This is a genomic window from Bacillus cereus group sp. N31, assembly GCF_016483245.1.
In the GTDB taxonomy this organism is placed as follows: Bacteria; Bacillota; Bacilli; order Bacillales; family Bacillaceae_G; genus Bacillus_A; species Bacillus_A toyonensis.
Genome location: NZ_JAEHCH010000027.1, coordinates 19,515 through 34,236 on the forward strand (window position 1 = coordinate 19,515; position 14,722 = coordinate 34,236).

Genomic DNA, 14,722 nt, shown 5'->3' on the forward strand with positions numbered 1-14,722 from the left:
GAAACTAAACGATAAAGCAATGAACACAGAAAAAATGGTTTTTGCTAACAACGAACCGGTAATGATTCACTGTAACATTACCGGTTATTTAAAAAATAGCTATTTGAGTACATGAAGAAAATAGTTTAAAGCTAGTTTGCTTTCGTTATGGGACAAGGTGGTTGCTTAATTAATATTGTTTGTGGGATGAAAATAAGGTTGTTGTTTGAACTTTAAAATAGGGGGGCTTGTGAAATGAGTATTAAGAAAAAACTTGGTATGGGTGTTGTAACTGCAGCGCTTGGTCTATCTTTAATTGGTGGGGGAACATATGCGTATTTTAGTGATAAAGAAGTATCACAAAGCGCGTTTGCAGCGGGTACTTTAGATTTGAGTGTTAATCCTGAAGTTGTTATTAATGTCGACAATATTAAACCGGGTGATGAAATGGAGCGCGGTTTTCAATTAGTTAACAAAGGAACCTTAGCGATAGGAGACGTGAAACTTCTTACAGATTATAGTGTTATTGATGCTAAAGGAGATAATGGAAATGCTGATTTTGGTGATTATATCCGTGTTGATTTCTTATGGAATTTGGATAAAAATGAGGTTCCAATTTGGTCTACTACATTATCTGAGTTAAAGGTAGCTACGCAAAATGGAAGTATTCCTGATCTTGTACAAAAAGGTGTTGTAGACCGAGAAGGAAATGGACTTGCTCCTGGTGATGATGATACTTTCTATGTAATGTTTACATTTGTAGATAATGATGAAGAACAAAATGTATTTCAAGGAGATTCATTGAAATTAAATTGGACCTTCAATTCAATACAGACAAACGGTGAAGAGAAATAAAGGTAAATGTTATATATAAGAATGAATTGATGAAGAATTAAGAAATAGTATTTTTAATAGTGTAAAGGTTGATTTAGTGAATCAGCCTTTTTTGTTTTTAGATTTCTTTATGTGTAGAGATTGCATTTTTATAGTAGGCATAACGGTACTTTTCACATTCATAGCAGTACTTCTAACATTTATGTCGAATTAAGAAGATATATAGGAGGGATACATATGGAAATATCTGTAGAACGAGTTTTTACAAAAGAGATTTTAACAAGAGCTGCAAGTTTGTTTCATGTGACTGTAGAAGAAAAGCCACTTGGAGATTTTGAAAATTACATTTTTAAGGCGAAGGGTGATAGTGATGAAGATTACGTATTACGTTTAACGCATTCTTCCCATCGTTCTAAAAAAGAGGTAGAGGCTGAACTAGATTTTTTACGATATGTTGCGGAGAACGGTGCAAAGGTAGCGGGACCTCTTTACTCAACATCTCAAAATCTTGTAGAAGAAATTGTAGTAGAGGATGGAACTTTCTTTTTTGCTTCCTTATTTACATACGCAAAAGGTGAGCAAGTAAAAGGAGAAGGATCGCCATATTGGGGAAATGCTTACTTTGAAGCGTGGGGAAAAGCGATTGGACAATTGCACCGCCTTACAATGAATTACCCTAAAACTGACTACCGTGATACGTGGGAAGAGGATGAAAGTAGTATTGTTAATGAATTAGAAGATGAGAACGTGAAAGAAATTGCAGCTGTATTAATGGAGGAAATAAATGCTCTTCCAATTGAAAGAGAAACATTCGGCCTTATGCATGGTGATATTCATCCAGGCAATTTTCACTATGATGGAAAAGAGTTAACAATCTTTGATTTTGATGATGCGGCCTATAATTACTTCATTCATGATTTGGCAATGGTTCTTTATTACTCTGTTCTTTTTACACCGTGGACAGTGGAAGAAAAGACGACATTCGCTCGTAAACAGTTACAAGTGTTAAGAAAAGGGTACGAATATGAGCACAGGCTGGCGGATAGTTGGTATGAATCGTTACCTTTATTTTTACGTTTACGTGATATAGGTTTGTATGGCACGCTCCAAAAGAAATTTAAAGGGAAAGATATGCCAGATCATTTCAGAGAATTAGCTGAACAACTCTATGAAAGAATTATAAAAAGAGAAGCGATTGTGAATATATAATACATTCATGTTAAAACAAAGTATATAAAATAAATATATACTTTGTTTTTTTATACAAAAATATGTTTATTTTATTAAAATAATATTGTTATAGATTCGGTATGCACGTATAATTTTATGTATATTCTGAATATTCTTTATAAATGAGGAGGGGGAATGTTGGAAGCAATCGTAAGTTGGATCAATAATATTGTTTGGAGTCCAGCACTTGTTTATTTATGTTTAGGAGCAGGTTTATATTTTTCTATTCGAACGAGGTTTTTACAAGTAAGGCATGTAGGAGAAATGGTGAAGCTTACATTTCAAGGAGAAAAATCGGATGCTGGTGTTTCTTCGTTCCAGGCGTTAGCACTTTCATTATCAGGGCGCGTTGGAACAGGAAATATTGCGGGTGTTGCAACGGCTGTTGCATTTGGTGGTCCAGGAGCTGTCTTTTGGATGTGGGCGGTAGCTTTTCTAGGAGCAGGTTCTGCTTATGTAGAATCAACGCTTGCACAAATATATAAGACGAAGCATCAAGGACAATTCCGTGGTGGTCCAGCTTATTACATTGAAAAAGGGCTAGGAGTTAAATGGTATGCATTAGTATTCGTTGCAGCAACAATTCTTGCAACGGGGATGCTGTTACCGGGTGTTCAGGCGAATAGTATTGCTGTAAGTTTGGAAACAGCTTTCGGTATTAATACTTCTGTATCTGGAGCGGTATTAGTAGCGGCATTAGCGCTTATTATTTTTGGTGGAGTTAAGCGAATTGTTAACGTAGCACAAGTTGTAGTGCCGTTTATGGCGCTTGGTTATATTTTAGTAGCTTGTGTAATTGTAGCTATGAATATTGAAAAGTTACCAGATGCTTTCATGTTAATTTTAAAAAGTGCATTTGCATTAGAAGCAGCTTTTGGTGGGATTATTGGTTTAGCAATCTCTTGGGGAGTAAAACGTGGTATTTATTCCAATGAAGCAGGGCAAGGAACTGGGGCACATGCGGCGGCAGCTGCTGAAGTATCACACCCAGCTAAACAAGGGTTAGTACAAGCATTTTCCGTTTACATTGATACATTATTCGTCTGTTCAGCAACAGCATTTATGATGATTATTACAGGCATGTATAACGTATTTGATGCAAGCGGAAAAAACTTTATCGTCAATAAATTAAACGGTGCACAGCCGGGTCCTGGTTATACACAGGCAGCAGTAGAATCTGTTTTTCCTGGATTTGGAAACGGTTTCGTCGCAATCTCGTTATTATTCTTTGCATTTACAACAATTATGGCGTATTACTACATTGCAGAAACGAATATTGCATACTTAAATCGTGATAAAGACCGTCCTTGGATGTCCATCGTACTAAAGTTTGTATTCTTAGGAGTCGTATTCTATGGTTGTGTAAAAACAGCTGCAACAGCGTGGGCTTTAGGTGACATCGGTGTAGGGATTATGGCATGGGTCAACATTATCGCGATTTTACTACTACAAAAACCAGCATTGATCGCCTTAAAAGACTATGAAAAGCAGAAAAAAGAAGGGAAAGATCCAGTATTTGATCCGCAGGAATTAGGAATTAAAAATGCTGATTTCTGGGAGCATGAATATGGGAAAGATAAAAAAGAAGAAGTATCTTAATAGGATAGGAACGAAGGAGCAAAGGGAACGACCTTTGCTCTTTTTTTATGGACAAAATGAAGCTGAAAGTTATTTTTTTGCCTATTTTTGAATATAAAAAGAATGTACATGCTTTGTTAGAGGAAGGGGGGAGTATGGTGATTGAGTTTCGTAATGTAAATAAATATTATGGTGACTTTCAAGTTTTAAAAGATATTAATCTGCAAGTACAAAAGGGTGAAGTGGTAGTAGTTGTTGGACCTTCAGGGTCAGGGAAAAGTACATTGCTTCGGTGTATAAATCAATTAGAGACAATTACAGATGGGGAATTAATTGTACAAAATACAGAGGTACACAATAAGAAAACGGATATGAATGAATTACGCCGAGATATCGGGATGGTCTTTCAACATTTTTATTTATATCCACATAAAACGGTTCTTCAAAATATTACACTAGCGCCTATTAAAGTAAATAAAGTTTCAAAAGAGGAAGCTGAGAAAACAGCGATGTTTTATTTAGAGAAAGTAGGAATCCCGGAAAAGGCTAATGTATACCCGCATCAATTATCCGGAGGTCAACAGCAAAGGGTAGCGATTGCTAGGGGACTTGCGATGCAGCCTGAAATTATGCTGTTTGATGAGCCTACGTCTGCTCTTGATCCGGAGATGATTGGAGAAGTGCTTGACGTTATGAAAACGTTAGCTAAAGAAGGGATGACGATGGTTGTCGTTACGCATGAGATGGGATTTGCGCGAGAAGTAGCAGATAGGATTTTATTTATGGATGAGGGCCAAATTATTGAGGATACAACACCAGCAGCATTTTTTGCAAACCCAGAACAAGAAAGAGCGCGTCTATTTTTAAGCCGAGTGTTAAATCATTAGAGGAGGAATTTTATGCTTAAAATGAAAAAGTTGTTTACCTTAATCGTATTCTCATGTTTATTCGTACTTGTCGTTGCCGGGTGCGCAAGTAAAAAAGATGAGGCGAAAGAAACGAATACGAAGCAAGGCGGGGCCATAGAGCAAATTAAGAAGCGCGGGAAATTAGTAGTTGGAGTGAAGAATGATACGAATTTATTTGGATTGAAAAATCCTTCAACAGGGCAAGTAGAAGGATTTGATGTTGATGTCGCAAAGGCACTTGCGAAAAAAATTCTTGGTGATGAAAAGAAACTAGAGCTGAAAGAGGTAACGTCTAAAACACGTATTCCAATGTTGAAGAATGGTGATATTGATGCAATTATTGCGACAATGACAATTACGGAAGAACGCAAAAAAGAAGTAGATTTTTCAGATGTATATTTTAAAGCGGGACAATCGTTACTTGTGAAAAAAGGAAGTAATATTAAGAGCATTGATGATATAAAACAAGGCGTTAAAGTGTTAGCGGTAAAAGGCTCAACATCTACAAATAACATTCGTCAAAAGTCACCAGAAGCGACTGTATTAGAATTTGAAAATTATAGTGAGGCATTTACAGCGTTAAAAGCAGGTAAAGGCGATGTTTTAACGACAGATAATGCGATTCTTTACGGAATGGCAAAACAAGATGCTAATTATGAAGTTGTAGGGAAAATTTTTACGGATGAACCGTACGGAATTGCTGTGCAAAAAGGTGCAGATGATTTAACGAAAGAGATTAATAACTTACTAAAAGATATGAAGACGAGTGGAGAGTACGACAAATTATATGAAAAATGGATCGGTCAAAAACAAGAGAAGTAAAGTGAAACTTTATTTCTCGTGATAAATAGTAAGAGTGAGAGGATGAGAGTACTCATCCTCTTCTTGTAAAGAAAGAGGGGAGAATATGTGCCTGATTTTTCTATATTAACGAATAACATTGATATGTACTTAGAAGGGTTTAAATATACGGTTATGTCTAGTGTAATTGCGTTAATAGGTAGTTTTATTTTAGGGGTAATTTTGGCGGTAATGCGTATTGCACCGATTCGTATTTTAAATTGGGTGGGATCCGCTTTTGTAGAGTTTGTAAGAAATATTCCACTCGTATTAATTGCATTTATATTTTATTTCGCTTTACCTGTAATAGGAATTACTTTAAATGGTTTTGTAGCAGGAACAGTTACGCTTACCGTATATACTGCAGCGTTTATTGCGGAAGTCATTCGAGCTGGCATTTTATCAGTTGCAAAAGGGCAAATGGAGGCTGCGCGCTCTTCAGGGTTAACGTATGTGCAGGGAATGTATTATATCGTCTTACCCCAAGCTATGAAAATTGTAATCCCTCCTTTAGGAAACCAATTTCTCAATTTAGTTAAAAACTCCTCAATACTCGGAATTATTGCTGGTACTGATTTAATGTATCAAGGAGACTTAATTTCAACGAAGACATTTGTTACGTTCGATGTGTATATATTTGTCGGGATGTTTTATTTAATATTAACAATTCCGCTCAGTATGCTAGTGCGTTATTTAGAAAAACGCTTGGCAAAGGAGGCGGTATAAATGGATTTTAAAGGAGCAATAACAGGTGATCATATCCTCTTTTTGTTAAAAGGATTACTTATAACGTTAGAGGTAGCGCTCGTAGCAATTGTACTTAGCTTTATTATTGGTAGTGTAATAGGAATATTGCGCTATACGAAAATACCTGTCGTTTCACAAATATTAGGATTTATCGTGGAAGTGATTCGAAATTTACCGCTACTTTTAATTATATTTTTTACGTATTTTGCACTTCCAGAAGCGGGATTGAAGTTAGAAATTATAACAGCTGCAATTGTTGCTTTAACAATATTTGAAGCGGCAATGATATCTGAAATTGTTCGAAGCGGTCTATTATCTATCGAAAAAGGGCAGATTGAGGCTGCAAGGTCTTCAGGATTAACGTATGTGCAAGCGCTTTGGCATATTATTTTGCCGCAAGCATTAAGAAGAATGGTCCCCCCGCTTGTTAGTCAGTTTATTTCATTGCTAAAAGATACGTCGCTCGCAGTTGTTATATCATTGCCAGAGCTTATGCATAACGCTCAAATTATTAGCGGGCAAAATGTAAATTATATGATTCCGACTTTTATAGTAGTGGCTTGTATGTATTTTATAGTGAATTATAGTTTATCAATTTTATCGAGAAGATTAGAGCTTCGTTAACTCTTACAATATATGTAAGGGTTTTTTCCTTGTTTCTCCTTATTTTCCTCTAAATAGTATCTAAATCTTGCAATAATTCGATTTTTATATTATTTTATCAGAAAAGTGTTAATTTTATATAGAAATTGTAATCGCTTTCGTGTATATTTTTATTATCAGAAAATTTTAAAAAGAGATAGGGGTACTTGTAGGGGGAGGATTAAGATGCAGCAACCAACAAATGAGAAATTACATCGTACGATGAAGAGTAGACATTTATTTATGATCGCACTTGGTGGTGTAATCGGAACTGGTTTTTTTCTAGGTTCAGGTTACACTATTAATCAGGCTGGACCAGGGGGGGCCATCCTTTCATATTTAGTGGGCGGATTTATTATGTATTTAACAATGCTTTGTCTTGGAGAACTAACAGTAGCAATGCCAGTTTCAGGGTCTTTCCAAAAGTATGCGACGAAGTTTATTGGACCAGGAACAGGCTTTATGATCGGCTGGCTATATTGGCTTGGCTGGGCAGTAACAGTAGGACTGGAATTAACATCGATCGGTTTAATGATGAAAAGATGGTTTCCAACTGTTGATGTTTGGGTATGGTGTCTCGTATTCGGAGTTATTTTATATGCTTCAAACGCTATCTCAGCGAAAAGTTACGCTGAATTAGAGTTTTGGTTCTCTAGTATTAAAGTAGTTACAATTATTGCATTCGTTCTACTTGGTGGTAGTGCATTACTAGGATTTTTACCATACGATGGAAAAGAAGCGGCACCTCTTTTCTCTAACTTCGTAAGCGATGGTGGGCTTTTCCCGAATGGACTAGCTGCCGTATTACTTACAATGATTACAGTTAACTTCTCATTCCAAGGAACAGAGTTAATCGGGATTGCAGCAGGAGAAAGTGAAAATCCAGAAAAAACAATTCCACGTGCGATCCGTAATACAGTATGGCGCATTATGTTATTCTTCATTTTAACAATGACGATTTTAGTAGGATTAATTTCTTGGAAAGAAGCAGGGGTAATTGAAAGTCCATTTGTAGTCGTATTTGATAAAATCGGTATTCCATACGCAGCTGATATTATGAACTTCGTTATTATTACAGCGTTACTATCTGTAGCGAATTCAGGATTATATGCGGCAACTCGTATATTATGGTCACTTGCGAATGAAGGAATGGCACCAACATCTTTCCAGAAAGTAAATAAGCGTGGTATTCCAATTACAGCACTAGTCGTAACGATTGCGGTAGCTGGATTATCTCTATTCACAAGTTTCCTTGCAGAAGATACAGTATACATGTACTTATTATCGATAGCTGGTTTATCGGCTGTTTCAAGTTGGATCATTATTGCTCTATCGCAACTTCGCTTTAGAAGTCAGTATATAAAAGGTGGAGGAAAGTTAGAGGACTTAAAGTATAGAACACCACTATACCCGATTGTTCCAATTTTAGCTTTAATTACAAATAGTATCGTTGTTATTAGTTTAGCGTTTATTCCTGAGCAAAGAATGGCGTTATACTGTGGTATTCCATTTATCATTTTCTGCTACATATATTATTATATGAGTAAGAAACGGAAGAAACCGATGAAAGTGGAGATGGAAAAAACAAATGAAACTAACAATCAAACACGATGATATAGAAGCAGATTTATCGTATGGTCAATTAGCGATTGGAAAAGAAAACGGGTATTCACCGTTACAATTACTCATTTCTTCTATCGCAGGATGTAGTGCAATTGTCTTCCGAACAATTTTAGAAAAGAAACGTATTACATACGATACGTTTACAATTGAAGCTGAAATTGAGAGAAGTGAAGCTTTATCAAAACCAGTTGAAAGTGTTCATTTACATTATAAAATTAAAGCAGAAAACATTACAGAAGAGCAGTTGGACAAGGCGCTGCAACTTGCAGTGAAAAATTGTACGATTGTTCAATCTGTAAAAGATAGTATAAAGGTTACGGAAACGATTGAATTAATAGGGTGAAACATAAAAACGTGAGACTACGGCTCTCACGTTTTTATGTTTTTAATAAAATGGAACAGTCAGGAAAATTCGAATAAACAAAAGCCCAATTTCTCAGTTAAAATAGAGAAATCGGGCTTTTGTTTATTCTATTATTAAATTTTATCTATAAAAAGATTTTGCAGTGTCACAAAGTATAGTGCTCATTCGTTATATAGAGTGAGAGGAGGAATTATATGAAAGTTACAAACAACGATTATGAAAAGATGGAAGAGCTATATGAGTTGTACGAACAAAAAATTTATTATGTGGCTTATTCTATTTTAAATAATATTCAGCAGGCTGAAGATGCGGTTCAAGAGACGTTTATTACTCTTTATAAGAACTTGGAAAAGCTCCATAGCTTGGCTACTCAAGAGCTTAAACGCTACATTTTGAGGATCGCGAAAAACAAGGCGATTGATAGTTACCGGAAAAATAAACGACATGAAACATTTTTAGAAGAATATGAAAGAGAATCAATAGAAGCAGTAGATGAAAATATTGAAGAGTGGGAAAAACGTAAAATGTCTGAGGTTCAAATTGATACATTGCTAAAAGAGTTAAATGAATCGAACAGACAGGTGTTTAAGTACAAAGTCTTCTATAACTTAACGTATCAAGAAATTTCAAGTGTCATGGGGATAACGGAGGCCAATGTCCGTAAGCAGTTTGAACGCGCTCGAAAACGAGTTCAAAATATGATAGGAGGTATACAACATGACGAATTCAAAGAACTCCAAAGAAATATATGAACTTGCTGAAAAAATTGCTTTAGATGATTTTGATAAACTCGAAGAACAGCATGAATTTTCACATACATATACGCGCAAAAAGAAATTGTTTATGGAGGAAATGCAGCTGAAAGATGGACAACCGCAGAAAAAGCGTAAAAAACATCGTATGTTAATCGCTGCTGCTTGCTTATTGATTGGCATGCCGACAACAGTTTTTGGGGCAGTGAAAGTCTATAATATGATTGTCCAAAAACAAAATTACGAAGTAAATGTTTCAGTAACAAATAAGGATTCGAAAAAGAGTGATAAGTGGTATAAGTTGAAGATTGGTAAATTGCCAGAAAATATGGAAGCAATTGATGACAGTGCTATGAAATATTCATTTAAAGATAACTACGCAATGGGGGGATTTTCATTCGCTCTTCGGAGGGTAGGGGAAAATACAGATTTTCAAACTCTGTATTCGAAAAGTTACGAAGAAAAAGAGATAAATGGTAGGAAAGCAGTAATTGTCCATAAAGAAACAGGAAACAACAATGTAATGTTTGACAGAAAGGTCTTTCTCTTTTTTGAGAAAGAAGGGATTATGTTAGAAAGTTATATTGGATCCGATGTAAACGAAGAACAAATGATGGAAGTGTTAGGGAGCATTTCACTTGAGCCTACGTCAAAAGAAAAGGCATCACATATAGTAGAATATGATGAAAATCGTTTTAGCAAAGCAGATGAACCTAAAAAAACTAAGGTGATTCCTTTGAAAAAAGATAGCAAACGACTATTTCATATAGGGCAAAAGGCTCCAGTAACTATAATCATGGATAACAGCCAAATTGAATATGTGATAGAAAAAGTTGAAGTCTTCGATTCAATCAAAGATTTTAAACAAGAAAACTTTAATGAACTTGGCTTAGAAATACTAAGCAAGAATAAGGCTTTAAATCAGATAGGAGAATTGCTACCATACAGACGGGATGAATATAAACTCGGAAATGGTAAAGATTCAATTGATAAACTAGTAGAATCAAAATTAGTTAATCCTAAATTTGTTTACTTAATAACAAAAGTGAGAAATATTGGTAAAAAGTCGACGGAAGAAATTTATATGCACCCATCCATAAAGTTGCTTAAATCTGAAGGTAATGCATGGAACTACGCTGAAAGAGATGGAATTGCGGAAAAAAATATTATGACAGGCGAAGTTGATTATTTAGAACCTCACGGAGAAGGGAAAAGCTTTTACAATATTGGCAGTATCCGACCAGGACAAACGGTAAAAGTTAACTTAGGTTATTTTGTAGATGAGGATAAGCTAGATTCAATTTTCCTTGATGCTTTCCGTTACAGTGGGTTTAGTGGGACGGAGAATATGAATGCGAAAAATCGTTGGTGGTTCGATATTCGCCAATAATAAAACAATAGGAATAACTAGACTAAAAAGCTGCTTATATTTAGCAGCTTTTTAATTTTCATACATATTTACAATTTCTTTCGCACGTATACGTAAACCATCTATCAATTCTCTCGGTTCTAAAACTCTTGCATCTTTTCCTAGTCTATAAAATAAAGGCGTAATAAAATGAATTTCACCTTTATCAATTGTTGAATGTATATACCCCGTCCCATCTTCGTTTACTTCAACGAACTCTTCAAGGTAAGGAACGCTTTTACATTGGCGTACGCCTTCTGTTGTGAGTAAAACATGTAACTGAGTAGGAATGTTTATTACGTTAGAGCTAGAGGCAAACCATTCTTCTAAATTCATAAAAGTATCTTCGTTTTCTTCCGTGTATAGTATAGAAAGAATACGATCAATACGATACAGTAATACTTTCTGCCTGCTAAAGTCATAGGATGGCAAATACCATAAACCATCGTGAGCATATACACCGATAGGGTGAACGTGTTTTGTTTTTATCCCTGATTTAGATTCGTATTGAAAGTGTAAATTTTTATTTTCAATAGCCGCTGTTAACACTTCTTTTAAAAGTGGTGTATCAATTGTTCTCTTAGGATTCCAAAAGGCGATATAAGAGCGGATTTTATCAACTTTCGCTTTCGCATCGTTTTGGAGAGAGCTATACAGTTTATGAGTAACAGAATTGATTTCTGTATTGAAAGGCAAGTCTTGATAGTAGCTTAAAGATTGAAAAGCAAAAAAGATGGATACGGCTTCTTCTTCGGTAAATAAAATAGGCGGAATGACCCTATTCGTTAATACTTTATATCCTCCGTTACGACCTTGTTCAGCATAAATAGGTAACCCCATATCACTTAAATCTAAAATGTATCTATGAACAGTACGAACGGAAATATTAAATTCATCAGCTATTTCTTGCGCTGTAAATGTTTTTTTCGCAGAAGCAAATATAAGAATATCTAATAAGCGTTTAGCTTTTGACAAATATACCACCTGTTTCTTTTTAATATGACATTAATTGTCATGTTTTACTGTTAGTATATTGCTTACATCATAATTTTATCAAGATGAAACGTAAGGAGGAAAAAATATGTCACGTGAAATTGTTTTATTTATTGCGGCGAGCTTAGATGGATTTATTGCGAAAGAAGATGATGATTTACAGTGGTTAATGGAAACGGAAGGAGAGGGAGACAACGGTTATACAGAAATGTACGAAACGATTGATACAATAATTATGGGAAAAAGAACGTACGATTATGTAGTAGAGCATACGGAAACATTCCCGTATGTAGATAAAAAATGTTATGTTTTTTCTAACTCGGAAAAAGGTTCAAACGAACACGTGGAGTTTGTAAATGAAGATGTAGCGGAGTTTACGAAAAGGTTGAAAGAGCAGGAAGGATCTAAAATATGGATGGTTGGTGGAGGGAGTTTATTAAGAGAGTTCTTTAAGAATAATCTAATTGATGAATATGTTGTCACGATTACACCGCATATATTAGGTTCTGGAGTTCCGTTATTTCAAGACAAGAACCCGGAAATCAATTTAACTTTAACGGATACGAAACGTTTTGGACAGTTTGTAAATCTATATTATAAAGTGAAATCTTAAAGGATAAAGAAACACGACTACTCATAGTAGTCGTGTTTCTTTATCGATGGCAATGAAATTGTAAAACAAGATCCATGATCAACTTCACTTATGACTGTAATATTCCCGCCGTGTAGTTCTACGATTTCCTTTACGATAGAAAGCCCTAAACCGGTTCCACCTGTAGCTCGTGTTCTTGCTTTATCAACACGATAAAAGCGGTCGAAAATGTGAGGAAGGTCTTCAGGGGGAATACCTTCACCGTCGTCCTCAATGGTGATGGAAATATGCTTATATTCTTCTGTAACAGAAATGTTGATATGAGAATGCTCTTTTGAATGTCTATAAGCGTTATTTAAAATGTTCACTATCACTTGTTCGAATCGCTGTTCATCTAAGTTGACTAACAGTGTAGGAGGACAAGTGAAAGAAACTTTAATGTGTCTTTCTTTATACATTGCATTTACTTTTTCGGCTATGCGAGTAAGGAAGGTGTGTAATTGTACCTCGTTTACATGAATAGAAAAGTTATGTTGTTCCATTTGAGCGAGTGAAAATAAATCTTGAACTAAGTTCGTAATATAATCAGACTCATCTTTTATAATAGATAAATATCGTAAACGTTGTTCAGGAGGTGTGCTGTCTTTTAAGGCAATGTCAGCGTAACCTCTTACGTATGTTAAAGGTGTACGTAATTCGTGAGCAACACTTGCTAGAAATTCACTTCTTTCCGTTTTCATATAATGTAAATCATTTGCGAGCGTTTGAATAGATTGTGCGAGTTCACCAATTTCATCATTTCGAGTAGTCGTTAATGAAACGGATAAATCACCTTTACTCATTTTTTCAGTGGCATGTTTCATGTGTAACAATGGCTTTGTTAATAAACGGGATAATAGAAAAATGGTGATGACTGTTAGTAGAAATGTGATGATACCGGCAATAATGAATTGTTTTGTTAGCCTATTAACCATCTCTTCAATTGATTCAGTTCCAAGAAACATGTACACATAGCCCTCATGTTTTCCACCTACTACAATGGGGCTAACTGTACAAATATAATTAGATGTTTTCCAATGATTTTCTATAATAGCTCCGTTATGGTCGGTTCGAGTTTGCATTCCACTAATATGATTTTTTATAGTCGTGTTTATTTCGTTAGATTTAGCTAGTACTGCTTTATTTGCATTTGTAATAACAACAGTAGTTTCAGCTTCAGACTCCATTAATGCAACGTGAGAGATTGTTTGTTTATCATAATATTTTTCAAGTACATCTCGATGACTATTTCCTCGTTTTAATAGAGCAGTCATTTCTTCATTCACTCTATTGTTTACAAGACTATAATAGAGCAAAACAAAGAGGACGCTTTCGATTAAAAGTGTAACAATTAAAAAATAAAATCCGAATTGAATAGAAATTCGCTTCATCGTTTCGCTCCTAAATATTCGGTATCAACCCACCTGTAACCTACCCCGTACACAGTTTTTAAATGATGATCAATAGGGAAATTTGCTTTTCGCAATTTATCACGCAAATTACGAATATGTGAATCGACTGTGCGATCTTCGGTATTTGTGTTTAATCCCCAAATTCGTTCAATGAGCTGATCACGGCTTAATACATAATTTACATGGCGTAAAAATAATCCGAGTAAAGAGAATTCGATTGGTGTGAGAAGAAGTTCTTCATTATATACAGAAGCAAAGTGCTTCGCCTCATCCCATAGAATGCCGTGATATTGGATTTGTTTATGTTCATTTGTGCGCCTTAAAACAGCTTCAATTCTTGCGAAAAGTTCCTCTTCATGGAAAGGTTTTGTTACGTAATCATCCGCTCCGAGTTTTAATCCTTGGACGACATCTACTGTTTGATCACGAGCGGTAACCATAATAATAGGAATGTTACTAAATGAGCGGATTTTTTTGCACGTGTCCCATCCGTCCATCTTTGGCATCATAATATCGAGTAAAACAAATTTAAAGTTTCGGTTTTCTATATGTAAAATAGCTTCTTCTCCTGACGTCGCACATACGCAGTTATATCCGATTGGAGTAAGATAAAGTGTTAATAATTCAAGCATTCTCGGTTCATCGTCTACGAGTAGTATATCAATCATAGAGAGCCCTCCATATTTATAATCGTTACTTAAAGTGTAATGCAAAATCATGAAGAAATGGTGCAGATTATGATGTGTCTGCATAATTTCTTCAGAATTGCTTGTTATTGTGG

General features: G+C 35.3%; 15 protein-coding genes. 12 read left to right on the top strand and 3 right to left on the bottom strand.

The window, feature by feature from the left end:
* Positions 1–234: 234 nt before the first annotated feature.
* The 11 genes from JDS81_RS24795 to JDS81_RS24845 all read left to right on the top strand — a co-directional run bounded on the left by JDS81_RS24795 (position 235) and on the right by JDS81_RS24845 (position 10,887).
* On the top strand, positions 235–834 hold the full coding sequence (locus JDS81_RS24795) for a TasA family protein (protein WP_097954878.1): 600 nt from the start codon (positions 235–237) through the stop codon (positions 832–834).
* Between the two features lie 216 nt (positions 835–1,050).
* Positions 1,051–2,022: a phosphotransferase enzyme family protein gene (locus JDS81_RS24800; protein ID WP_087969021.1), complete on the top strand. Its 972-nt coding sequence runs from the start codon at positions 1,051–1,053 to the stop codon at positions 2,020–2,022.
* A 159-nt stretch (positions 2,023–2,181) separates the two neighbouring features.
* Complete coding sequence (locus JDS81_RS24805) at positions 2,182–3,642, top strand: alanine/glycine:cation symporter family protein (protein ID WP_000387486.1); 1,461 nt, start codon at positions 2,182–2,184, stop codon at positions 3,640–3,642.
* A 137-nt stretch (positions 3,643–3,779) separates the two neighbouring features.
* Positions 3,780–4,508: an amino acid ABC transporter ATP-binding protein gene (locus JDS81_RS24810; RefSeq protein ID WP_175282532.1), complete on the top strand. Its 729-nt coding sequence runs from the start codon at positions 3,780–3,782 to the stop codon at positions 4,506–4,508.
* Between the two features lie 12 nt (positions 4,509–4,520).
* Positions 4,521–5,351 carry a glutamine ABC transporter substrate-binding protein GlnH gene (gene glnH / locus JDS81_RS24815; RefSeq protein WP_097954879.1) on the top strand — a complete coding sequence of 277 codons (831 nt, stop codon included), beginning with the start codon at positions 4,521–4,523 and terminating at the stop codon, positions 5,349–5,351.
* A gap of 87 nt (positions 5,352–5,438) precedes the next feature.
* A complete protein-coding gene (locus tag JDS81_RS24820) occupies positions 5,439–6,095 on the top strand; it encodes an amino acid ABC transporter permease (RefSeq protein ID WP_001112684.1) in 657 nt (218 codons plus the stop codon).
* A complete protein-coding gene (locus JDS81_RS24825; RefSeq protein WP_000345977.1) occupies positions 6,096–6,740 on the top strand; it encodes an amino acid ABC transporter permease in 645 nt (214 codons plus the stop codon). It begins immediately after the preceding gene.
* A gap of 204 nt (positions 6,741–6,944) precedes the next feature.
* The gene (locus JDS81_RS24830) at positions 6,945–8,372 is read left to right on the top strand and encodes an amino acid permease (RefSeq protein ID WP_097954880.1); all 1,428 of its coding nucleotides are present in this window, start codon (positions 6,945–6,947) and stop codon (positions 8,370–8,372) included.
* Entirely contained in the window at positions 8,347–8,724 is a 378-nt protein-coding gene (locus JDS81_RS24835; protein ID WP_097954881.1) for an OsmC family protein, read from the top strand. Before JDS81_RS24830 ends, JDS81_RS24835 begins: the two co-directional genes overlap by 26 nt.
* Before the next feature lie 215 nt (positions 8,725–8,939).
* Positions 8,940–9,497 (top strand): RNA polymerase sigma factor, encoded by a 558-nt coding sequence (locus tag JDS81_RS24840; protein ID WP_000869268.1) that lies wholly within the window; start codon positions 8,940–8,942, stop codon positions 9,495–9,497.
* Positions 9,463–10,887 (top strand): DUF4367 domain-containing protein, encoded by a 1,425-nt coding sequence (locus JDS81_RS24845; RefSeq protein ID WP_097954882.1) that lies wholly within the window; start codon positions 9,463–9,465, stop codon positions 10,885–10,887. The genes JDS81_RS24840 and JDS81_RS24845 overlap by 35 nt, the downstream gene beginning before the upstream one ends.
* Before the next feature lie 51 nt (positions 10,888–10,938).
* Here JDS81_RS24845 and JDS81_RS24850 read toward each other — a convergent pair whose 3' ends face one another.
* Positions 10,939–11,880, bottom strand: a complete 942-nt coding sequence (locus tag JDS81_RS24850) for a helix-turn-helix transcriptional regulator (protein ID WP_097954883.1) — start codon at positions 11,878–11,880, stop codon at positions 10,939–10,941.
* A 106-nt stretch (positions 11,881–11,986) separates the two neighbouring features.
* Between JDS81_RS24850 and JDS81_RS24855 the strand changes: the two genes are divergently transcribed.
* Entirely contained in the window at positions 11,987–12,511 is a 525-nt protein-coding gene (locus JDS81_RS24855) for a dihydrofolate reductase family protein (RefSeq protein WP_097954884.1), read from the top strand.
* A gap of 17 nt (positions 12,512–12,528) precedes the next feature.
* Here the strand turns inward: JDS81_RS24855 and JDS81_RS24860 are convergent, their stop codons facing one another.
* Together JDS81_RS24860 and JDS81_RS24865 are read right to left on the bottom strand one after the other, a co-directional pair.
* On the bottom strand, positions 12,529–13,920 hold the full coding sequence (locus JDS81_RS24860) for a sensor histidine kinase (protein ID WP_097954885.1): 1,392 nt from the start codon (positions 13,918–13,920) through the stop codon (positions 12,529–12,531).
* Positions 13,917–14,609 (bottom strand): response regulator transcription factor, encoded by a 693-nt coding sequence (locus JDS81_RS24865; protein WP_097954886.1) that lies wholly within the window; start codon positions 14,607–14,609, stop codon positions 13,917–13,919. Before JDS81_RS24865 ends, JDS81_RS24860 begins: the two co-directional genes overlap by 4 nt.
* Positions 14,610–14,722 lie beyond the last annotated feature (113 nt).